General features: G+C 74.0%; 23 protein-coding genes and 2 pseudogenes. 11 read left to right on the top strand and 14 right to left on the bottom strand.

The features are described from left to right. Positions 1–114 precede the first annotated feature (114 nt). Positions 115–891 (top strand): thioesterase II family protein, encoded by a 777-nt coding sequence (locus OG422_RS00515; protein ID WP_405738358.1) that lies wholly within the window; start codon positions 115–117, stop codon positions 889–891. Positions 892–936: 45 nt separating this feature from the next. After that, positions 937–1,680 (top strand): GNAT family N-acetyltransferase, encoded by a 744-nt coding sequence (locus OG422_RS00520; protein WP_405738360.1) that lies wholly within the window; start codon positions 937–939, stop codon positions 1,678–1,680. A gap of 171 nt (positions 1,681–1,851) precedes the next feature. On the opposite strand, the gene OG422_RS00525 is transcribed toward OG422_RS00520, so the two are convergent. Beyond that, positions 1,852–2,199 (bottom strand): hypothetical protein, encoded by a 348-nt coding sequence (locus OG422_RS00525; RefSeq protein WP_405738363.1) that lies wholly within the window; start codon positions 2,197–2,199, stop codon positions 1,852–1,854. 154 nt (positions 2,200–2,353) lie between these two features. Next, positions 2,354–2,980 (bottom strand): YigZ family protein, encoded by a 627-nt coding sequence (locus OG422_RS00530; protein ID WP_143943005.1) that lies wholly within the window; start codon positions 2,978–2,980, stop codon positions 2,354–2,356. A gap of 236 nt (positions 2,981–3,216) precedes the next feature. Between OG422_RS00530 and OG422_RS00535 the strand changes: the two genes are divergently transcribed. The 3 genes from OG422_RS00535 (at position 3,217) to OG422_RS00545 (ending at position 5,166) form a co-directional block, all read left to right on the top strand. Continuing rightward, positions 3,217–4,002: a type VII secretion system-associated protein gene (locus OG422_RS00535; protein WP_143943004.1), complete on the top strand. Its 786-nt coding sequence runs from the start codon at positions 3,217–3,219 to the stop codon at positions 4,000–4,002. A 196-nt stretch (positions 4,003–4,198) separates the two neighbouring features. Beyond that, positions 4,199–4,606, top strand: coding sequence for a CoA-binding protein (locus OG422_RS00540; protein ID WP_143943003.1), 408 nt, complete (start codon positions 4,199–4,201; stop codon positions 4,604–4,606). A gap of 65 nt (positions 4,607–4,671) precedes the next feature. Beyond that, entirely contained in the window at positions 4,672–5,166 is a 495-nt protein-coding gene (locus OG422_RS00545; protein WP_405738368.1) for a GNAT family N-acetyltransferase, read from the top strand. A gap of 6 nt (positions 5,167–5,172) precedes the next feature. Here the strand turns inward: OG422_RS00545 and OG422_RS00550 are convergent, their stop codons facing one another. The 4 genes from OG422_RS00550 to OG422_RS00565 form a co-directional block, all read right to left on the bottom strand. After that, positions 5,173–5,730 (bottom strand): YbaK/EbsC family protein, encoded by a 558-nt coding sequence (locus OG422_RS00550; RefSeq protein WP_143943001.1) that lies wholly within the window; start codon positions 5,728–5,730, stop codon positions 5,173–5,175. 209 nt (positions 5,731–5,939) lie between these two features. Continuing rightward, the gene (locus OG422_RS00555) at positions 5,940–6,713 is read right to left on the bottom strand and encodes a DapH/DapD/GlmU-related protein (RefSeq protein WP_143944623.1); all 774 of its coding nucleotides are present in this window, start codon (positions 6,711–6,713) and stop codon (positions 5,940–5,942) included. Between the two features lie 92 nt (positions 6,714–6,805). Continuing rightward, positions 6,806–7,336, bottom strand: a complete 531-nt coding sequence (locus OG422_RS00560; RefSeq protein ID WP_405738373.1) for a gamma carbonic anhydrase family protein — start codon at positions 7,334–7,336, stop codon at positions 6,806–6,808. Between the two features lie 65 nt (positions 7,337–7,401). Then, the gene (locus OG422_RS00565) at positions 7,402–7,971 is read right to left on the bottom strand and encodes a TetR/AcrR family transcriptional regulator (protein ID WP_405738376.1); all 570 of its coding nucleotides are present in this window, start codon (positions 7,969–7,971) and stop codon (positions 7,402–7,404) included. A gap of 70 nt (positions 7,972–8,041) precedes the next feature. On the opposite strand from OG422_RS00565, the gene OG422_RS00570 reads away from it, so the two are divergent. Both OG422_RS00570 and OG422_RS00575 read left to right on the top strand, forming a co-directional pair. Then, complete coding sequence (locus OG422_RS00570; RefSeq protein ID WP_143944620.1) at positions 8,042–8,935, top strand: NADP-dependent oxidoreductase; 894 nt, start codon at positions 8,042–8,044, stop codon at positions 8,933–8,935. Positions 8,936–9,097: 162 nt separating this feature from the next. Beyond that, a complete protein-coding gene (locus OG422_RS00575) occupies positions 9,098–9,307 on the top strand; it encodes a hypothetical protein (RefSeq protein WP_405738379.1) in 210 nt (69 codons plus the stop codon). A gap of 60 nt (positions 9,308–9,367) precedes the next feature. Here OG422_RS00575 and OG422_RS00580 read toward each other — a convergent pair whose 3' ends face one another. After that, a complete protein-coding gene (locus tag OG422_RS00580) occupies positions 9,368–10,021 on the bottom strand; it encodes a DedA family protein (RefSeq protein ID WP_405738382.1) in 654 nt (217 codons plus the stop codon). A 194-nt stretch (positions 10,022–10,215) separates the two neighbouring features. Continuing rightward, entirely contained in the window at positions 10,216–10,671 is a 456-nt protein-coding gene (locus tag OG422_RS00585) for a DUF4442 domain-containing protein (RefSeq protein ID WP_143944055.1), read from the bottom strand. Positions 10,672–10,946: 275 nt separating this feature from the next. On the opposite strand from OG422_RS00585, the pseudogene OG422_RS00590 reads away from it, so the two are divergent. After that, positions 10,947–11,558: pseudogene (locus OG422_RS00590) on the top strand (MFS transporter); the annotation flags it as partial. Between the two features lie 22 nt (positions 11,559–11,580). On the opposite strand, the gene OG422_RS00595 reads toward OG422_RS00590, so the two are convergent. Continuing rightward, positions 11,581–12,435: a spermidine synthase gene (locus OG422_RS00595; protein WP_405738385.1), complete on the bottom strand. Its 855-nt coding sequence runs from the start codon at positions 12,433–12,435 to the stop codon at positions 11,581–11,583. Positions 12,436–12,709: 274 nt separating this feature from the next. Here OG422_RS00595 and OG422_RS00600 point away from each other — a divergent pair, with 274 nt between their 5' ends. The 3 genes and pseudogenes from OG422_RS00600 (at position 12,710) to OG422_RS00610 (ending at position 14,084) form a co-directional block, all read left to right on the top strand. Then, positions 12,710–13,411, top strand: a complete 702-nt coding sequence (locus OG422_RS00600; protein WP_405738388.1) for a TVP38/TMEM64 family protein — start codon at positions 12,710–12,712, stop codon at positions 13,409–13,411. 185 nt (positions 13,412–13,596) lie between these two features. Beyond that, a pseudogene (locus OG422_RS00605) lies at positions 13,597–13,698 on the top strand (undecaprenyl-diphosphatase); the annotation flags it as partial. Positions 13,699–13,898: 200 nt separating this feature from the next. Next, on the top strand, positions 13,899–14,084 hold the full coding sequence (locus OG422_RS00610) for a hypothetical protein (RefSeq protein WP_143944052.1): 186 nt from the start codon (positions 13,899–13,901) through the stop codon (positions 14,082–14,084). A gap of 97 nt (positions 14,085–14,181) precedes the next feature. Here the strand turns inward: OG422_RS00610 and OG422_RS00615 are convergent, their stop codons facing one another. The 5 genes from OG422_RS00615 to pqqA all read right to left on the bottom strand — a co-directional run bounded on the left by OG422_RS00615 (position 14,182) and on the right by pqqA (position 17,848). Continuing rightward, a complete protein-coding gene (locus OG422_RS00615) occupies positions 14,182–15,207 on the bottom strand; it encodes a chitinase (protein WP_405738392.1) in 1,026 nt (341 codons plus the stop codon). After that, entirely contained in the window at positions 15,207–16,391 is a 1,185-nt protein-coding gene (gene pqqE, locus OG422_RS00620; protein WP_405738395.1) for a pyrroloquinoline quinone biosynthesis protein PqqE, read from the bottom strand. Before pqqE ends, OG422_RS00615 begins: the two co-directional genes overlap by 1 nt. Further along, complete coding sequence (pqqD, locus tag OG422_RS00625; RefSeq protein WP_143944962.1) at positions 16,388–16,645, bottom strand: pyrroloquinoline quinone biosynthesis peptide chaperone PqqD; 258 nt, start codon at positions 16,643–16,645, stop codon at positions 16,388–16,390. Before pqqD ends, pqqE begins: the two co-directional genes overlap by 4 nt. Beyond that, positions 16,642–17,400: a pyrroloquinoline-quinone synthase PqqC gene (gene pqqC, locus OG422_RS00630; protein ID WP_405738399.1), complete on the bottom strand. Its 759-nt coding sequence runs from the start codon at positions 17,398–17,400 to the stop codon at positions 16,642–16,644. The genes pqqD and pqqC overlap by 4 nt, the downstream gene beginning before the upstream one ends. Before the next feature lie 265 nt (positions 17,401–17,665). Next, positions 17,666–17,848 (bottom strand): pyrroloquinoline quinone precursor peptide PqqA, encoded by a 183-nt coding sequence (gene pqqA / locus OG422_RS00635; protein ID WP_405738402.1) that lies wholly within the window; start codon positions 17,846–17,848, stop codon positions 17,666–17,668. Positions 17,849–18,670 lie beyond the last annotated feature (822 nt).

Below are 18,670 nucleotides of genomic sequence, written 5' to 3' on the forward strand. Positions count from 1 at the left end.
GCCCCCTCACCCGGAAGTGTGCGAAGCGCCGAGCGCAAGCGGCCATTTCCACGGACATCGATGCGCGCCCACCCTGCTTCCCGAGGGCCGGTCCCGGATCCGGAGGTGCCCGTGATGAGCTCTGCCCCAGCTGTTACCGACGTCCCCTGGCTGCGCAGCCTGCGCCGTGTACAGAATCCGCGCGGGCGGCTGGTGTGCTTCCCGCACGCCGGCGGCGCCGCCAGTTTCTTCCGCGAATGGCCGCAGCGGCTCGCTGGGGACATAGAAGTCCTCGCGGTGTGCTATCCCGGCCGCGAAAGTCGCATCAACGAACCCTGCGTGAACGCCATGGAGGATCTCGCCGCGCCCATCGCGGACGCGCTGGCACCGTTTCTTACGGAGCCGACTGCATTCTTCGGGCACAGCATGGGAGCCTCGGTGGCCTACGAAGTCGCACGGCGCCTGTCGGCCGGCGGCCGTCCCGGCGCGGCCATGCTGTTGGTCTCAGGGCGCGCGGCCCCGCACCGTCTGCGCCCTTCCGCTCTGGGCTCCCAGCCGGACGACGACCTGATCTCCGATGTGCGCCGCCGCGGCGGGCCGTTGGCCGCAGCCCTGGACGTCCCGGACCTGCTCGACCTCGTTCTGCCCTCGATCCGGGCCGACTACCAGCTGGTGGACTCCTATGCCTCCGAGGCCACACTGCATCCGCTCCACGTGCCGGTCACCGCGTACTACGGCGAGGGTGACGTCGACAACCCTGCGGAGTCCGTTCTGGCCTGGGCCGACGTCAGTGGCGGCCCCGAACGATTCGCCTCCCGCGCGTTCCCCGGCGGCCATTTCTTCCTCGTCCCGCACGCCGCCGACGTGCTCGGCGACATCAACACCCGCCTCGCCCGAGTGACGGCAGCATGACCGCAGTGCGATGCGGCACAGCACCAAGAGTGGGAGGAGTCGTCCGTGACAGCTGGCACCCGTCTGTGCACCGGTGCGGAGATCCTGGCCGTCACCGATGACCTGTGGACCAGGAGCATCATCGGCCCGTCGTGGTCCGGGCCCGGGTGGCTGATGCCCGGTGCCGCCTGCTACGGCACCGGCACCGCCGACGAACCGGACGGATGCCTCACCGCAGTCGGCGACCCGCACGCCGTCGCCGAGCTCGTCCGGCTTCTGCTCGCGGGGCGGGCCGAGCCCCCGTATCTCCTCACGGTGCCCCGCGGAACCCAGGTGGAGGGGACCGAAACCGCCGCGACGCAATGGGAGGTGCTGTCCCTGCACCACGCCCCGCCGCCGCTGCCTGCCGAGGGGCGGGTCGTGCCGGTGGCCAGGGAACCGAGCGCGGAGATCACCGCGCTGCTCACCGCGGCCAGTCCCGAACACTCGGTACGCCCCGGAGCGCCCGACGTCGAACTCTGGGCGGGGGTCCGTGACACCAACGGTGCGTTGATCTGCGGGGGAGCCATGGTGCGCAAGCCGGGCGCGGCCCTGCGCTCCCTCGCCTCGATCGCCACCGCGCCCGCGTACCGGGGCCAGGGGCTGGCAGCGGCAGTCACCGCGTGGCTCGCGCGTCAGGCCCTGGGACGCGAGCCGTCCGGCTGCCTGCTGGCTCTCGATTCCGCCAACCACGGCGCGAAGCGCGTCTACGAGCGCCTGGGATTCCGCACGGTCCGGGAATTCAGCACCCTGGAGTTCGACGTCTGGTGAGATCTTCCCCGCCGACTGATGCAGAGGTCGATTACCTCAGTGTCCAACAGGGCGGATAAGACCTTGGACGCAACAGGCCGCGCCGACCGGGGACACCCCCGGCCGACGCGGCGACGCAGCCTGGCTCAGCCGGTCGACCCGGACCGGTCCAGTCGTTCCACTCGGGTCGGATCAGCCGATCTTGACGGACCGGATCTGAACGATCGGCCACCACGTCTCACTGGACACGCCCGTAGCACCCGGCTGTACGGCATGGCCCTCGTCACCCGAGCAGTTGTCGTAGGCGTACCAGTGGATCGGCTTGTTGGTGTTGTTGGTGACTCTCTTGTCGCCGTAGTCGCCGACCACGACGTTGTAGCACTGGCCGTCCTTGGGGTCGGTCAGCTTCTGCACACCCGGTCCGTAGAAGTCCAGAGTGCCCGTGGCCGCGTGCGCCGTGCCCGAACCGAGGATCGCGAGGGAGACGGCGGCCGCCCCCATCGTGACCCGCCGCACCACGTTCTTGACTCGCATCGTCATATCCCGCCTCCAGAAAGTGAATTGTCCGGAGCGAACGGTAGACAGCGGCTTTATGCGATCCGTATCGAACTGTTGTCGCGGCGCCTGGAAGTTGCCTTCACCCCACCCGGCCGTCCTCCCAGGCGCGCCCGGCCGCCAGGGCCCGTACCCCGTCTCATGCCTCGCCGTACGCCTCGCCGCCCAGCTCCAGGACGGCGGTACCGGCGGTGGTGTCCGCCAGCCAGGCGCCGAACGCCGGGAGGTCCGCCTCGGGCAGGCCGACCTCGATGCGGACCTCGGCGCCGTAGGTGACCTCCCGCACGGCGCGGCCGGTCGCCCGCAGATCGTTCTCCAGCTTTCCGGCCCGCTGGTGGTCGACGGTGACGGTCGCCAGACGGTAGCGGCGGCGGACGACCGTGCCGAGGGTGTCCAGGGCCTCGCCGACGGCGCCGCCGTAGGCGCGGATCAGGCCACCCGCGCCGAGTTTGATGCCGCCGAAGTAACGGGTGACGACGGCGACGACGTACCGCATCTCGCGGCGCAGCAGCATCTGGAGCATCGGGACGCCGGCGGTGCCGCCCGGTTCGCCGTCGTCGCTGGCCTTCTGGACGCCGCCGTCGGCGCCGAGGACGTACGCGTAGCAGTGGTGGCGGGCGGTGGGGTGCTCCTTACGGACGGCCGCGATGAAGTCCTGTGCCTCGGCCTCGGTCGCGACGGGCGCGAGGGCGCAGAGGAAGCGGGACTTGTTGATCTCGATCTCGTGCACCCCGGCGTGGGCGAGGGTCCGGTACTGCTCCTGCATCGCACCAGCCTATGCGGCGGCGCGGCGGGCCCGGTCACCGGCCGTCCCACGGGGGCGCGGGGCGATGTCCGCCGTCCGGGGGCCCGGGGCACGTCCAGGCGGCGTATCCGGGCGGGTGTTGCGGTGCGTCGGGCGGACGCGGGGGCCGCCCGTGGGCACTGTGACCGGGGCGACGGCCTCGTGCACGGGGCCCGCTCGCGCACCCAGGAACCGTACGGCGGGTCGGCGGAGGCTTCATGGACGACAACACACACACGACGCTGGCGGCGGGCACGCCCGTGACGGGCGAGGCGATGCCCGAGCCGCCGCCGGAGGTGATCGAGGCGGCCCGCGAGGCGCCGGACCACTGGCTGGCCATGGTGGACCTGACGTGGTCGGGCCAGGGCCCGCCGCCACTGTGGGCGGTGATCGGGCAGTGGCGGTCGGGGCCGACCGGCGAGATCGAGGACTGGCGGGACAACCCGGAGTACCGGCCGTCCCCGCAGATGCTGGACTGGTCGGAGCCGACGGACGCGGTCGACCAGGCCGTGCAGCTGGCGGCGACGGGGTACGGGCCGGTGCCGGAGGTCGCGCGGACGCTGGCGGCCGCCGAGGTGTCGTACCTGGTGACGGCGGCGGGCGCACCGCTGCCCGCGGCGTCGCCGGAGGGCACGCCGGTGGTGCCCGTCTACACCTCGGAGGACCATCTGGAGCCGGTGGGACGGCTGCTGGTCGACCGGCGCCCGGTGGCGGAGCTGCTGGAGCGCCTCCCGGCCGGGCATGCGCTGTACGTCAACCCGACGGGCGCGGTGAGCATGCTGGTGGAGCCGGACGCGGTACGGGCGGCGGTCGAAGAGCGCGCGCCGGGCCGGGTCGCAGTGGAGGCGGCGATCGGCCGCCCCGGTACCGGCGCGGGCGGCGCGGAGCCGGTGCGTGACGGCGAGGCGGGTGAACGCGGCGGTTTGCCGATCGGCAAACCGGCGCGGACCGCCGCCGTCGGTGCGGGCATGGCGAGCAGCGGGGCCCGGGGCGGCGCCGTCTGACGGCCCGCTCCCACGAACCCGCCCCGCCCGTCTTCCCCTTCGGGCGGGGCGTTCCACCGTCCGGAGATTCGCGCGGACGGGAATCCTGGGCGCCCGTCGGCCGTTGTGCGTACGGGCCAGGCCATCCGTCTCGTGCATCTCCGCGGCGGGTCCGGGGTCCGGTACGGCACGACGGTACGGAACGGGGAGGCGGCGCGTGTACGGCGATCCTGCGGTGATCCGCGGCATGCTCACGGAGTGGGGCGACACCTGGGCGGTGGTCGGCCTGTCGACGAACCGGGCACGGGCGGCGTACGGCGTCGCCGAGGTGTTGCAGCGGTTCGGGAAGCGGATCGTGCCGGTGCATCCGCGGGCCGAGACGGTCCACGGCGAGCGGGGCTATCCGTCACTGTCGGCGATCCCGTTCCCGGTCGATGTGGTGGACGTGTTCGTGGCCGCCGACCGGGCGGGCGCGGTGGCGGACGAGGCGGTGACCATCGGCGCGAAGGGCGTGTGGCTCCAGCTCGGCGTCGTGGACGAGGCGGCGTGGGAGCGGGTGCGCGGCCAGGGGCTGGCGATGGTGATGGACCGCTGCCCGGCGATCGAGATACCGCGCCTGGGCTGAGCGGTGCGGCGGCAGGGTGCGGGCCCGGTGACGGCGCCGCTTCGGGGTGGCGATAGCGTCCGGGCATGATCACGCCACGTTCCGCCGTTCCCGGGGACGCCGCCGAGCTGGTCCGGCTGCGCCGGTCGATGTTCGCCGCGATGAACGGGCGGGACGCGCCCGGGCCCTGGGAGCGCGACGCCGAGGCCATGGCCCGGCGCCGGCTGACGGACTTCCCCGAGGCGTTCGTGGCGTATGTGGTCGACGGCGCATCCGGGGCGGAGGCGCCGCATCTGGCGGCGTGCGCGGTCGGCACGATCGAGGAACGGCTTCCGGCGCCCGGGCATCCCACGGGCCGGTTCGGCTTCGTCTTCAGCGTCTGCACGGACGAGCGGTACCGGGGACGCGGGTACGCGCGGGCGGTGACGGAGGCGTTGCTGGGCCGGTTCGCGGAGCTGGGGGTCAGCCGGGTCGATCTGCACGCCACCGACGCCGCCGAACCCCTCTATCGCAGCCTGGGGTTCGCGGCGCACTCCACCGCACTCTCGCGGGACCTGCGGTCGTGGCGGGCGGGCGGCTGAGCCGGGTCAGGCGGTCGCCAGTCCGTCGAGGACGGTGGCGTGCGGGAGTTCGGCCAGCGCCTTGCCGGGGACGATGAGCTTGCCGCGGCGGCTGCCGCTGCCGATCAGCGCGTAGGGCGTGTCCACGACGGCGGCGTCGACGAGCAGCGGCCACTCGGCGGGCAGCCCGATGGGGGTGATGCCGCCGTACTCCATCCCGCTGTCGCCGACGACGGTCTCCATGGGGGCGAACGATGCCTTGCGGGCGCCGAGTTGACGGCGTACGGCGCCGTTGACGTCGACGCGGGTGTGGGAGAGCACCAGGCAGGCGGCGAGGGTGGTCACCCCGCCGCGCTTCCCGGCGACGACCACGCAGTTCGCCGACTGCTCCAGCAGCCAGTCGCCGTGGTGGGCGACGAGGACGGCGGTGTCGGCGATGGCCGGGTCGGTGTCGACGTAGCGGACCTCCGCCACGGGCACCGAACCGCTCCAGGCGCGCAGGGCGGCGGCGACGGGCGGGGCGAGCAGGTCCAGGCAGTCGACGGCGGGCCGGACATCGGAGAACGCATCCATGGGCACGGGCATGGAGCCAAGCTAACAGCCGCAGCCGGGCGTTCGGCGGGGCGTCTCAGGGGGCGGGCGGGGGCCGATGGGTGTGCGGTGGGTGCCGGTCGCCGGGGCCCGGGGACGGTAAGGCGTGGGGCGCGATCCGGTCGCCGGGGCCGCGGCCGGTGGGCGCGTGGCGCGATCCGGTCACCGGAAGCCGACCCCGGTGGGTGCGTGGCGGGCTCCGGTCACCCGGCGCCCGGTGCCCCGCCGTCCTCGGCCTCGGACGGCATCTCCACCGCCGACAGGGCCGCAAGCTGTTCGGGCGTCACACCCTCCGGCACCGGCACCGGCGCCGGGGTGCGCAGGGGTGGCTGCCAGCCGGACCCCGCCTCCCAGCGGCGGACGACGCGGGCGGGGGCACCGGCGACGACGGCGTGGTCGGGGACCTCGCCGCGGACCACCGCGCCCGCCGCGACGACCGCGTTCCGGCCGAGCCGGGCGCCGGGCAGGATGACCGCGCCGGTGCCGATCCAGCTGCCCGGCCCGATGCTGACCGGCGCGCTGCGGGGCCACTGTTTGCCGACGGGCACCTCGGGGTCGTCGTAGCTGTGGTTGGTGGTGGTGAGGTAGACGCCCGGGCCGAAGAAGCAGTCGTCGCCGATGGTGAGGGGGACATCGGCGATCACATGGCTGCCGCGCCCGAGGACGACGCCGTTGCCGAGGGTGAGGATCGGGTCGGGGCCCAGGTCGAGGTCGGGCATCATCCCGGCGGTCAGGGTGACATCCTGGGCGATGATGCAGTGGTCGCCCAGGGCGATCCAGGGGTCGCCGAAGACCGTGCCCTGCGGGAAGGCGAGGCGGGTGCCGGGGCCGATGGCGCGGAAGCGGTACGGCCCGGGGCGCTCGGCGGTGACCGCTCCCGCCCGGCTCACCCACCGCGTCCCGCGGTGCACGGCGCGCGAGACGGCCCGGCGCCGCCAGGCGGCGAGGGAGGAGAACACGTTCTTGTTCGACACCACTCGCACACCGTACTCAGCGCGCCGGGCGCCCGGTTGCACACGTCCCTGTGATCTTCGCCCCAGCGGGGCACCCCGCGGGCCGGAGCGGCGGTTCAGTCGGTGAACGACGCGGCATGGGTGGCCGCGAGGTCCTGGTAGACGGCAGCGTTCAGCTTGATGCCCTCGCGTTCCTCGTCGGTCAGGTCCCGCTTGACCTTGGCGGGGACCCCGGCGACCAGCGAGCCGGGCGGGACGACCATGCCCTGGGGCACCAGCGCCTGCGCGGCGATCAGCGAACCGGCGCCGATGTGCGCGCCGTTGAGGACGGTGGCGCCCATGCCGACCAGCACGTCGTCCTCGATGGTGCAGCCGTGCAGGACCGCGTTGTGGCCGACCGAGACCCCGGCGCCGACGGTCACCGGGAAGCCGGGGTCGACGTGGACGGTGCAGTTGTCCTGGATGTTGCTGCCGGCGCCGACGGTGATCGGACCGCAGTCGGCGCGCAGCACCGTCTGGTACCAGACGCTCGCCCGCGCGGCGAGCGTCACCTCGCCCAGCACGACCGAGGTCGGGGCGGTGAACGCCTCCGGGTCGACGACCGGTGCGGTGTCACCCACGCCCGCGATGAGTGCGCCCTGCGCCATTGCCGTTCTCCTTCGTCCGTACGGATCGCGCCGGATGCACAGTAGGCGACGGGTGGGACGGGGCGTCAGGCGGCCTCCCAGGCCGCCTCGATCATCCGGAAGACCTCATCCACCGCGGTCTCCGGATCGGCCGCCCCGAGGGCCAGCGCGTAGGCGTCGATCACGAACCGTGCGAGCGCCCGGCAGGCCGTCACGGACCGGGACAGGCCGGGATCGGCGGCGAGGGCAGTGGCCAGCGACTCCGCGTGGCGCAGCCGCATCGACTCCTCGTACTCCCGCAGGGCGGGTGAGCCCTCGACCATGCGCCGGACCGGGGCGGCGGCGTCCGACGTGCAGTGCCGCACCAGGGCCCGGATCTCGCGGCGCAGCGCGGGGAGGAGCGGCTCGTGCGGTGCCCGGCCGGTGACCGCCTGGGTGAGGCGGCGCTCGACGTCCTGGTCCTGCTCGAACACCAGGGCCTCTTTGGCGGCGAAGTGGGAGAAGAGCGTGGTGACGGCCACGTCGGCCTCGGCTGCCACGTCGCGGATGCCCACCGCGTCGTACCCGCGCTCCAGGAAGAGCCGTAGGGCGGCGTCGGCGATCTTCTGACGGGTCGCGGCCTTCTTGCGCTCACGACGTCCGGGCTGCTCGGGCATGCACCGACGCTATCAAATGCAAAAGCGGAACCGTTCCGAAACACTAACGGTTAGTGTTACGGTCGGCCGCATGAAGAGAGTGAGTTTCGCCGAGTTCGGCGGCCCGGACGTGCTGCGCCTCGTGGACGCCGAGGAGCCCCACGCGGGCCCCGGCCGGATACGCATCACCGTGCGGGCGGCGGGAGTGAACCCCGTCGACTGGAGGATCCGTGAAGGCCAGCTCCTGAAGGCCCATCCGGTCGAGCTGCCCGCCGGGGTCGGGCTGGACGCGTCCGGGGTGGTGGACGAGGTCGGCGAGGGTGTCACGGGGGTCGCGGTCGGCGACCGTGTGTTCGGCGAGGGGGTGAGCACCTACGCCGAGTTCGCCGTGCTGTCGGCCTGGGCCCGGATGCCTCAGGGGCTGTCGTTCGAGGAGGCAGCCGGGTACCCCTCCGTGGTGGAGACCGCGCTGCGCGTCATCCGCGAGGTCGGTGTGCGGTCCGGGCAGACGCTGCTGGTCAGCGGCGCGTCCGGGGGTGTCGGGTCGGCGGTGCTGCAGATCGCTCGCGCTCGCGGCATCACGGTGATCGGCACGGCCGGTGCCGCGAACCAGGACTATCTGCGGGGCCTGGGCGCCGTCGCCACGACGTACGGGGAGGGCTGGGTCGAGCGGGTGCGGCGGCTCGGCCGGGTCGACGCGGCCCTCGATCTGGCCGGCTCGGGCGTGATCCGCGAGCTGGTCGAGCTGACCGGGGATCCGCGGAAGGTGGTCTCCATCGCCGATCTCGGCGCGCCGGAGCTCGGCGTCCGGTTCTCCGGCGTGGCCGGGAGCGTGCCGGACGCACTCGCCGAGGCCGTCGATCTCCTCGGGCGGCGCGCGCTCCACATCCCGGTCGAGAAGACGTACCCGCTCGCCGAGGCCGCGGCGGCACACATCGACAGTCAGGCCGGTCACGCGCGCGGGCGGCGGGTCATCGTCGTCTGAGCGTCTCCTGCGCGGTGGCGTCCGCAGTTCAAGGGGAAGCGGCCCCGGGCCCGACGCGTCCTGGCACCGGGCCCGGGGAGCCACCCGTATCGCCGTCACGCAACGTGACGCGCCCCGCACCCCCGGCATGCGATCAAGGGCGGCGGCGCGCAGGCTGGGGCCATGCCTCGCGCACCCGTCGTCGTGCACCCGCCCTGCTCGGGCGGCCGCCGCGTCACGCTCCACGGGCAGGACATCGGGCGGGCCCGGCGCCGGGGCGACATCGCCGCGTTCCTGCGCCGCGCCGGGTTCCCGGCGGCGGATCTGATCTGGGAGGACGCGAGGGTCTGCGAGTGGCGGGAGGGCGGGCCCGACATCTGGTTCACCCGCTGAACGGCACCGGCCCGGCGGCAGAAGCCACCGGGCCGGGACGTACCGCGCGAGCGGAGGGCGTCAGTCGGTCGGCGCGCCGGCCGGCTCCTCGGCCGCCGTCGCGCGCGCGGCGGCGGCCTTCTTCGCGCGCTGCTTCATGAGGAGGAACGAGCCGATGCCGAAGAGCACGGCGGCGGCCAGCCCCCAGTAGGAGAAGCGCTTGAGCCAGGGCTCGGCGACCACGCCGACGGTGTAGAGGAGGGCGGTGGTGCCGCCGGCCCAGACGATGCCGCCGAGGACATTGGCGATCAGGAACTTCCAGTACGGCATCCTCAGCACGCCGGACAGCGGACCGGCGAAGATCCGCAGCAGGGCGATGAAGCGGCCGATGAAGACCGCCCACATGCCGTACTTGGCGAACTTCTCCTCGGCCATCGCGACATGGTCGGGCCCGAAGTGCTTGGGGAACTTGCTGCCCGCCCAGTCCAGCAGCGGCTGGCCGCCCTTGCGTCCGATGAGGTAGCCGATGGAATCGCCGATGATCGCACCGGCCGACGCGCAGGCGCCCAGCACGAACGGGTCGATGTGGTCCTGGGTCGCGGACAGGATCGCCGCACTGACGAGGACGATCTCGCCCGGCAGCGGAATGCCCAGGCTCTCCACGCCGATGACCACCCCGACCAGGAGATACACGCTCAGGGCCGGAACCGTCGCCAGCCACTCCTGGATGTGCAAAGCCGCTTCCTCCGCATGGTGTCGGGCCCCCGTGGGCCGCTGCCCGGTGTCACCGAAGCCGGTGTGTCCGATTCCCCCGGCGCGCCGGATGGGCGCGCCTGGGAAGCGTACTCGACAGCCCGGCGCGCGGGCGGGGTCGCGCACGCGCCGGGGGACGTCCGAGGGCGGAGGGTACGGCCGGGGGCCGGGCGGGATCAGCTGTGGGGGCGGAGGGTCCAGACGATGGACATCTCGCCCGTCACCGCGCCGTCCTCGCGGGTGAGTGTGACGTTCACGGGGAATTCGGGGCGCTGCCCGGCGTCGAGGTCGGCGATCACCTCAGCGGCGGGGCGGCCGAGCTGGGCGGTGGCCGTGACGGGGCCCTTGGCGAGCTTCTTGTAGCCGATCTCGGCGCCGACGGCGAGCGGCACGGCGCGGTGCAGCTCGGAGCCGAAGGCGCTCATCACGATGGCGCCGCTGGCGGACTCGGCGAGGGTGAACATCGCCCCGGCGTGCGGTCCGGCGACGTGGTTGTGGAAGGCGGGCTGGTCGGGGAGGCGGACGACGGCGCGCTCGGCCGTGGTCTCGGTGAATTCGAGGTGGAGGGTGCGGACCATCGGCACGGAGGCCGCCATCATCGCGCCGATCGACGGCAGGGGCTCGGAAGACATGAGCAGCACGTTACCTACGAGTAGCTTCCAGCGGAAGACCCGACCCCGCACCACGGCGTCGGCCGCCACCTGTCGTGGACGCCCATGACGACGACCGCACCGCAGCCGCCCGGGAGACCCGGCCCGCAGCACGCCGAGGGGCCGCGCCCCCGACCCGTACGCCCGGCCGTCGCGGTGGCGGTGCGGCGGTGAGAGCGGGCCGGCCGGCCTGGGCGGGGCGGAACTGCACGATCCTCACGGCCGCCACGGCCATCTCCGGGCTCGGCCACTCCGGCGCGCTGATCGCCGCCGCGTTCGCCGTGCTGGGGGCGGGCGGCTCCGCCACCGACGTCGGGCTGGTCGCCGCCGCGCACCTGGGCGGCCCGGGGCCCTGGGGCGTGGCGCTCGGCGCGTTCGGCGCGGGCACCGTGGGCGGGGCGCTGCTGATGACCCGCTACCGGCCGCGCCGCCTGCTGCTGACCGGTTCGCTGTGCGTCTTCCCGCTCGCCCTGCCGTCGGCGGCGCCGGCGGTGCCGCTCTCCGCGGTGTGGCTGACCGTGGTGATGGGCGTGACGGGCGTGGCCGTCGAGGTGTTCTCGGTGACGTGGATGACCGCGCTGCACCAGGAGATCCCGGAGGAGAAGTTCTCCCGGGTCTCCTCGTACGACTGGCTGGGCTCGCTCGCCGGGATCCCGCTCGCCACCGTGCTCGCCGGTCCCGTCCAGGACGCCGTCGGCCTCCCGGCGGCGCTGTGGGGCTGCGCCGGTCTGGTCGTGCTGCTCACCGCGGCGGTGCTGTGCGTGCCGGACGTACGGCGGCTGGTCCGGCGGACACCGGACGCGGCGGGGACGGCCGCTCCGGCGGGGGCGGCGGTGCCGCCGGTGGCGGAGGATCCGGCGGTCGGCTGAGGCGCGCCGGGCCCCGGCCACCTCAGCCGATGCTGAACGCGCCCCGTGGCGGTTCCGGCGAGGCGACGGCCTCGGCGTCGTGGACCGGGACGGCGTCACCGGTCAGGCGGCGCAGGGCGGCGCCGTGGGTCACCCGGGCCGGGAAGGCGTCACCGGCCGCGCGGCGGGTCAGCGCGGAGAGCGGCAGCGGGGCGGCGGAGGCGACGAGGACGGTGTTGCCGAAGCGGCGGCCGCGGAGCACGGACGGTTCGGCGATCAGCGCCACCTCCGGCCAGACCGCGGCGGCGGTGGCGAGCTGGCCGCGCAGGAAGGTGAACGGCGCGCCGTCGGCGAGGTTCGCCGCGTACACCCCGCCGGGGCGCAGGGCGCGGGCCACGGCGCGGGCGTAGGTGACGGTCGTCAGATGCGCGGGCACCCGCGAGCCGCCGAAGACATCGCCGATGACGAGGTCGGCGGAGCCCTCGGGCGCCGCCTCCAGCGCCTGCCGGGCGTCGCCCACGCGCACGGTGATGCCGCTCTCGGCGGGCAGCGGCAGTTCGTCGGCGACGAGGGCGAGCAGGCCCCGGTCGGCCTCGACGACGCGCTGCCGGGAGCCGGGGCGGGTGGCCGCGACGTAGCGGGGCAGGGTCATCGCGCCGCCGCCGAGGTGCAGCACATCGAGCGGCCGGCCGGGCGCCGCGGACTCGTCCAGGACGTGCGCGAGGCGGCGGACGTACTCGAACTCCAGGTGCTCGGGGGCGTCGAGGTCCACATAGGACTGCGGGGCACCGTCGACGGTCAGCAGCCGGGCCCGGGGCCGGTCCACGTCGGGCAGGAGTCGGGCGGTGCCGCCGTCCACGTCACGGATGACCGGTATCGGCTCAGAGGGTGCGTCCACGGTCCCATTGTGCCGGGCGGGTGGGGGCGGGGCGGACCGGCCGCGCGGCGGGCGGAGGGGGCGGCGGGGCGGCGCTCGGCATGGGGCGGCGCATGGCGGGCGGTCGACCGGTGCGCGGCGGTACCGCGACGTACGACCGGGGCGGCGCGCCACCGTCCACCGGCACGCGCCGGGCGCGGGCGCCGCGCGGCCCTCACGCAGCGTCCACCGTCCGCCTGGTGCGGCACGGCTCACGGAGGCCCGGTCCGCGCACCCCGTCAGTTACGCTCCCGACGTGTTCGAACCCGCCGCGCCTTCCGACGGTCCCGCCGCGCGTGCCGTGCGCGTCCTGCTCTCCCCCTGGTGCCGGCTGGCGTTGCTCGCGACGCTGCTGGCCTGTGCGGCGGGGGCGATGCTGGTGTGGCAGCCGCAGCGGCTGCTGACCGGGGATCTGCCGGAGCGGATGACGGGGCCCGGCGCGCTGGTCGTCTTCGCCGTGGCGTACGGCGTGTGCACCACGGCGTTCGTGCCGCGGCCGTTCCTCAATCTCGCGGCGGGCGCGGTCTTCGGCAGCGGCTCCGGGAGCGCCACCGCGCTCGCCGGGACGGTGCTGGGCGCCGGGTTCGCCTTCGGTCTTGGCCGGTGGCTGGGGCAGGACGCGCTGCGGCGGACGCTGCGGGCGCGGTGGCTGACCGCCGCGGACCGGCAGCTGAGCGAGCACGGTTTCCGCTCCATGCTGGTGGTCCGGCTGCTGCCGGGGCTGCCGTTCTGCGCGACCAACTACTGCGCCGCGGTCTCCCGGATGCGGTGGACGTCGTTTCTGCTGGCCACCGCGGTGGGCAGCGTCCCCAACACCGTCGCGTACGCCGTCGCGGGGGCGCGGGCGACCGCCCCCACCTCACCGGCGTTCCTGCTCGCGACGGCGTTCATCGCGGTGAGCGGGCTCGTGGCCGCGGCCGTCGCCTGGCGCAAGCGGGAGGCGCTGCGCGGCGGCTGACCCGGGGTCACCCGGCGGCCGTCCGGGCGTGGTCCGCCGTACATTTTCCATCGTTACGGTGCCCGGGCCGCCGCGTGATCACCTTCCCCGTCCGCCGTGCCGCGCCGCTTCCCTTTCGCTCCGGCGGCGCACGGGGGCGGGCACGCGGCCTCATCCCGGGATTGCCGCCCCATGAGCTGGTTCGCTTCCTGCCGTTCGTGATCTACCACATCGTCCTGGGAATCGCACTGTTCGCCCTCATCGGTGCCGGGGTGCTCGGTCCGCATGCGGCGGAGTCGGCGGGATGAGGCTTCCTGGGCCCGCGGCGGTCGCTGAGCGTGTGGGAAGGGACACATGCAGCCAGCGAACCATGGGGGAATGTTCCCTTGTTCGCGCTGGTCAGCAGGGAGTTGCGGGAAGGTCGGGGACGGCGGGCGCGGCGGCGGGGGCCGAGAAGGGCCGTGCGCGGGGTGAGGCATTGTCAGTGGTTGCCCCTAGCATGTCTGCCATGTCCCCTACTCCTTCCGCCCTTTCGGGCGCGCCCGCCCCTGCCTCCGAGGCCAACGACGCGATCCGCCGTTTCGTGTGCGCCCGGCCCAGCTGGACCTGGACGGCGCAGGACATGACGGAGTACGCGACGCTGCTGGAGACCTGGACGCAGGCGGTGCGCGCAGAGGTCGTCGAGGCGGCGTGACCGACGGACTCCGACACCGCGTCATCCACGTCCCGGACCACGAATGTGCGGCGGCCCCCGGTGCTCCGGGGCCGCCGCTCCGTTGCTCTCCGGCAGGTCATCCCTCGTACTGCGCCACGACCTTGGTGTACGCGTAGGGCTCCTGGTCGACGCCGCTGCAGCTGTCGCCGTCGCTTCCCCCGGAGCCGCAGGACCGGTCGCGGTTGACGGCCCAGTAGGCGAAGCGGGCGAGGTGGTGGGTGCGGGCGTAGTCGAGGATGGTCCGGAAGTCGTCGAGGGTGACGTTCTCGTCGGCCTCGTCCGTGTGGCCGTTCATGGAGGAGACACCGATCCTGCGGTAGGCGTCGTCCTGGCTGTAGCCGTAGGCGTCCTTGACGTCGGCGGCGAGCCCGTCGAGGGCGCTGACGGTGGCCTCGCCCATGGTGCCGCTGTGGCTGCCGAAGTCGAACGGCATGACCACCCAGCCGTCGTTGTCCAGCCCCGCCTTGGCGCCGCGCTGGATGATGTCCTTGCCCTCGTCGGTCGGGCCCTCGGGTGTGGTGCCCATGGTGACGTAGGTGACGAGCCCCTTGTTGGCGTCCTTGACCTTCTTCAGGGCGTCGACGACGCGCTGCCGGACGGTGGCGTTGCTCATCTCGGTGTCCTCGATGTCGATGTCGAGGGCCTTGAGGTGGTACGCGTCGATGACCTTCTGGTAAGCACCGGCCAGGGCGTCGGCGCTGTCGCACTTCTCGCCAAGTTTGTTGCCGCTCCAGCCGCCGGCCGAGATGACGATGTCGCCGCCGTTGGCGCGGATCGTGTCGATGGCCTTGGCGTCGCTGCCGCCGGTCAGCGGCCGTTCGCCGTCCCAGGCGGGGTTGCAGCCGCCGTCGGAGAGGATGAAGGCGAGGGTGAACCACTTGATGCCGGTCGCCTTCATCACGTCGGCGGGCGGCTGCGGGTCGCCCCAGCCGAGGTATTCGTAGGGCGCGGCGGCCATCGACGGGGTGGCCTTCGGGGTGTGGGCGGGCGGCGCGGCGGCGGAGGTACCGGCGGCGCCGGTCGTGGCGGCGGTGGCCAGGAGCGTCGCGGCCACGGCGCCGACCAGGGAACGGCGGCGGGTGGGGGATGTGGCGCGATCCATCAGGAGTTCTCCACTCTGCGGGACGGGGACGGACGGCCGGGTCGCCGGGGGCGGCCCAGCGCGTGGGACGGTGGCGCGGGTGCGTCCACCAGGTCGCGGATGACGGTGTGGTGCGGGGAGTGGCGGCACGCCGGGTCGGTGGCGGCGGCGTCCCCGGTGAGGGCGTACGCCTGGCAGCGGCAGCCGCCGAAGTCCCGCTCGCGCAGGGCGCAGCTGCGGCAGGGCTCGCGCATCCAGTCGGTGCCGCGGTAGCGGGCGAAGGCCGGGGAGCGCTCCCAGATCCAGCGCAGCGGATGGTCGCGGACGCCGGGCGGGTCGAGCCCGGGGAGGACGGCGGCCGCCGGGCAGGGCAGGACCGTGCCGTCGGGGGTGACGGTGAGGGAGACGGCGCCCCAGCCGCCCATGCAGGGTTTGGCGGTGCCCTCGAAGTGGTCGGGGACGACCCAGATCACCTCGACCCGGCCGTCGAGCTCCCGCCGTCGGCGCCGTACGGTCTCCTCCGCCTCGGCCAGCTGTGCGCGGGTGGGCAGCAGTTCGGCCTTGTTGAGGAGGGCCCAGCCGTAGAACTGCGTATGGGCGAGTTCGATGCGTCCGGCACCCCAGGCGGGGGCGAGGTCGATCAGCGCGTCGAGGACGGCGAGGTTGTGACGGTGCAGGACGACGTTGAGGCCGAGCGGCAACCCGGCATCGGTGACGAGGGCGGCGGCGCGTTCCTTCGCGGCGTGGGCGCGGCGCCGCCCGGCGATCCGGTCCCCGGCCGCCGCGTCGGCGTGCTGAACGGAGAGCTGGACGCTGCGCAGCCCGGCGTCGGTGAGGGCGGCCAGCCGCTCGCGGGTCAGGCCGACGCCGCTGGTGATCAGCTGGGTGTGGATGCCCGCTCCGTCGGCCGCGGCGACGAGCTCGGCGAGGTCCGGGCGGAGCAGCGGCTCACCGCCGGAGAGATGGGCGCTGACGACGCCGAGGTCGGCGGCCTGCCGGAAGGTGTCCTGCCACTCCGTGAGCGTCAACTCCGCGCTGCGACTGGTGAGTTCGAGGGGGTTGGAGCAGTAGGTGCAGTGCAGCGGACAGGCGTGGGTCAGCTCGGCGAGGAGCGCCCAGGGGGGCGGCGGTACGGGGCCGGGGCCCTGAGTGGGTCCGTCGTGGGGAGTGGGCGGGACGGCGTCCGGGGCGGGCGGTGTGGTCATCGCAGCCAGCCCTCCTTCCGTACGCGGTCGAGGAAGGCGGGGACCTCGTCGGCGACGGGTGCGCCGGGGTGGCGGGCGGTCAGCTCCCGCACGATCTGCGGGACGTCGCGGGTACCGTCGCAGAGCCGCAGCACCTCGCCCGCCGAGCCCTCCAGCACCACGACGCGTTCGGGGAGAAGCAGCAGGTCGACGCCGCGGACCCGGTCGGCGCGGAGGAGGACGCCGGGGGCCGGGCCGGGGCGCCAGGTGGTCATGCCCGCGCTCCGGCCGGGTCGGCGGCGGGCGGACGGCCACCGCGTTCGACGGCGTCGAGGAGGGACCAGAGCACCTCACATTTGAAGGCGAGGGCGGCGACGGCGCGGTCCTGTTCCGCCTCGGTCCGGGCGCCGTCGAGGACGAGGGCGAGGGCTTCCTTGCTGTCGCGGCTGCCCTGCCCCTGCCGGTCGTGGAAGTAGGTCAGGCCGTCCCGCTCGATCCAGGGGTAGTGGCGTTCGAAGGCCCCGATACGAGTGCGCATGATGTCCGGTGCGGACAGTTCGGTGAGGGAGGCGGCGACCGCCTCCAGCGGGGAGCGCAACCGGCAGAAGTTCACATAGCCTTCGACGGCGAGGCGCACGCCGGGCAGCACCCCGGACTCGTCCAGCAGGACGGCGCGGTCGATTCCGGCGGCCTCGCCGAGCCGCAGCCAGCGCTCGATACCGCCCTCGCCCTCGCGGTCGCCGTCGTGGTCGCGGATCCGGCGCAGCCACATGCGGCGCAGCTCGGGCGTGCCGAGTTTCGCGGTGATCAGGGCGTCCTTGACGGGGATGTGGCGCTGGTAGTGGAACCGGTTACGGATCCAGCGGCGCAGCTCCTCCGGCGTCAACTCCCCTTCGTGCATTCGGATGTTGAAGGGATGGCGGTCGTGGTAGTGCTCGCGTGCGACGGTGCGCAGGCGTTCCTCGAAGGAGGCCCGGGCCGCCGGGCGGACGCAGTGGTCGGGGGCCGGGTCTCCCTGTAGGCCGTTCATGGCGCGATCTCCATCCCTTCCGCCGCGGCGCACTCCCGTACGGCGGCGCCCGGGTGGGACGCCGTGCGCCGGGATGCGCGGGCGGCGGTACGCGGGGTTGGTGGGGGGTGAGAGAGGTGTGGGGGGCGTTCGGGGTGGGCGCGCGCCCGGCCGGGCCGGGGCACGCGCCACGGCGCCGGTGTACGCGGCCGTCGGCCCGGCTACGGGCGCGCCCCGTGGCGGAGCGCAACGACCGGGCCGGTCAGCGGCGTGTGCGGTCGGTGGGTCAGCGGTCGGCGAGGCGGTACGCGGTGACTTCGAGCGCGGTGTCGATCACGGTGTAGCCGGGGGTGGCCCAGGTGGTCGCGGGCCGGGCGGCGACGCCGCGCGGACGGGGTGCGGCCGCCGGGGCCTCGGTGGACGGGGTGTCCGTCGTGTGCGGGGTGCGTACGGTCTGCAGGCTGGTCATGGAGGTTCCGCCCTTCGCTGGTACAGGTGGTGGGAACGGAGAGTTTCGGACACGGCGGCCGCACGCCCCGGGCGCCGCCCGCACCGGCCACGGCGCCGACGTCCGGGTTCCGACAACTCCCTTTATTTTCAAGGGCGTTGTGACGTGACAGCCTTCGGCACGGCACCGTCCCGGGAGACCGGTGCATGCCCGGTGCACCTGCCACGCCGTGACGCTCCGTACCGCACCGCAGAATCACCGCCCACGAGCGCCTGAGTCAATGGGGCGGGAGCGCACTGGTCCGGTCCATTTCCTCACGGGGCGCTGCACCTCTTCTCTTTCTGATGGGCAATGTGCCTGGTGGGGCGGCTTGTTCGGCGTGCGGATCGGGCGGGAATCGGGTTTTCGGGTGGGGGGCGATATCCGTCGGCGCGAGGGCTGGGGCCGCTGGGCGGATGGGATGTTCCCGGGGGATGGCGCAGGTATGCGGCAACCGGTCGGGGTTCGGGGTGAGTTGCTGTACTCGGGGGGCGTGTGGTGCCGGGGGGTTGGCTCCGGCGGCGCTCGGGCGGGCGAGGCGGAGCCGGGCGCGCTCGGCCGCGGGCGCCGGGCTCGACCGTGGGCGCCGGGCGGGCTCCGCCGCAGGCGCCGGGCTCGGCGAGCGTGCCTGGTGAGGCGGCGGGTGGCGTGCCGGGTGGGCGCATCGCGCGATGCCGTGGGCGCGCCCCTGCGCCTCTCGCGCCCTTGCCCGGTCTCTTGACGGTGCCCGGGGCCCGCAGTAGGTTCCCGGCCAGTCAACAAACAGGAAACTTTCCTATTAGCTCTTGGCGGCCCGCCGTCGGC

It is taken from the genome of Streptomyces sp. NBC_01525, from assembly GCF_045040405.1.
GTDB lineage: Bacteria > Actinomycetota > Actinomycetes > Streptomycetales > Streptomycetaceae > Streptomyces > Streptomyces benahoarensis.

What these genes read in the sequence shown, in the direction of transcription:
- pqqA (WP_405738402.1), bottom strand. Translation starts at nt 17,848, where the DNA reads ATGACCAGCCTGCAGACCGTACGCACCCCGCACACGACGGACACCCCG.
- pqqC (WP_405738399.1), bottom strand. Translation starts at nt 17,400, where the DNA reads ATGAACGGCCTACAGGGAGACCCGGCCCCCGACCACTGCGTCCGCCCG.
- OG422_RS00565 (WP_405738376.1), bottom strand. Translation starts at nt 7,971, where the DNA reads ATGCCCGAGCAGCCCGGACGTCGTGAGCGCAAGAAGGCCGCGACCCGT.
- OG422_RS00545 (WP_405738368.1), top strand. Translation starts at nt 4,672, where the DNA reads ATGATCACGCCACGTTCCGCCGTTCCCGGGGACGCCGCCGAGCTGGTC.
- OG422_RS00525 (WP_405738363.1), bottom strand. Translation starts at nt 2,199, where the DNA reads ATGACGATGCGAGTCAAGAACGTGGTGCGGCGGGTCACGATGGGGGCG.
- OG422_RS00615 (WP_405738392.1), bottom strand. Translation starts at nt 15,207, where the DNA reads ATGGATCGCGCCACATCCCCCACCCGCCGCCGTTCCCTGGTCGGCGCC.
- OG422_RS00550 (WP_143943001.1), bottom strand. Translation starts at nt 5,730, where the DNA reads ATGCCCGTGCCCATGGATGCGTTCTCCGATGTCCGGCCCGCCGTCGAC.
- pqqE (WP_405738395.1), bottom strand. Translation starts at nt 16,391, where the DNA reads ATGACCACACCGCCCGCCCCGGACGCCGTCCCGCCCACTCCCCACGAC.
- OG422_RS00570 (WP_143944620.1), top strand. Translation starts at nt 8,042, where the DNA reads ATGAAGAGAGTGAGTTTCGCCGAGTTCGGCGGCCCGGACGTGCTGCGC.
- OG422_RS00575 (WP_405738379.1), top strand. Translation starts at nt 9,098, where the DNA reads ATGCCTCGCGCACCCGTCGTCGTGCACCCGCCCTGCTCGGGCGGCCGC.
- OG422_RS00560 (WP_405738373.1), bottom strand. Translation starts at nt 7,336, where the DNA reads ATGGCGCAGGGCGCACTCATCGCGGGCGTGGGTGACACCGCACCGGTC.
- OG422_RS00535 (WP_143943004.1), top strand. Translation starts at nt 3,217, where the DNA reads ATGGACGACAACACACACACGACGCTGGCGGCGGGCACGCCCGTGACG.
- OG422_RS00585 (WP_143944055.1), bottom strand. Translation starts at nt 10,671, where the DNA reads ATGTCTTCCGAGCCCCTGCCGTCGATCGGCGCGATGATGGCGGCCTCC.
- OG422_RS00530 (WP_143943005.1), bottom strand. Translation starts at nt 2,980, where the DNA reads ATGCAGGAGCAGTACCGGACCCTCGCCCACGCCGGGGTGCACGAGATC.
- OG422_RS00610 (WP_143944052.1), top strand. Translation starts at nt 13,899, where the DNA reads ATGTCCCCTACTCCTTCCGCCCTTTCGGGCGCGCCCGCCCCTGCCTCC.
- OG422_RS00515 (WP_405738358.1), top strand. Translation starts at nt 115, where the DNA reads ATGAGCTCTGCCCCAGCTGTTACCGACGTCCCCTGGCTGCGCAGCCTG.
- pqqD (WP_143944962.1), bottom strand. Translation starts at nt 16,645, where the DNA reads ATGACCACCTGGCGCCCCGGCCCGGCCCCCGGCGTCCTCCTCCGCGCC.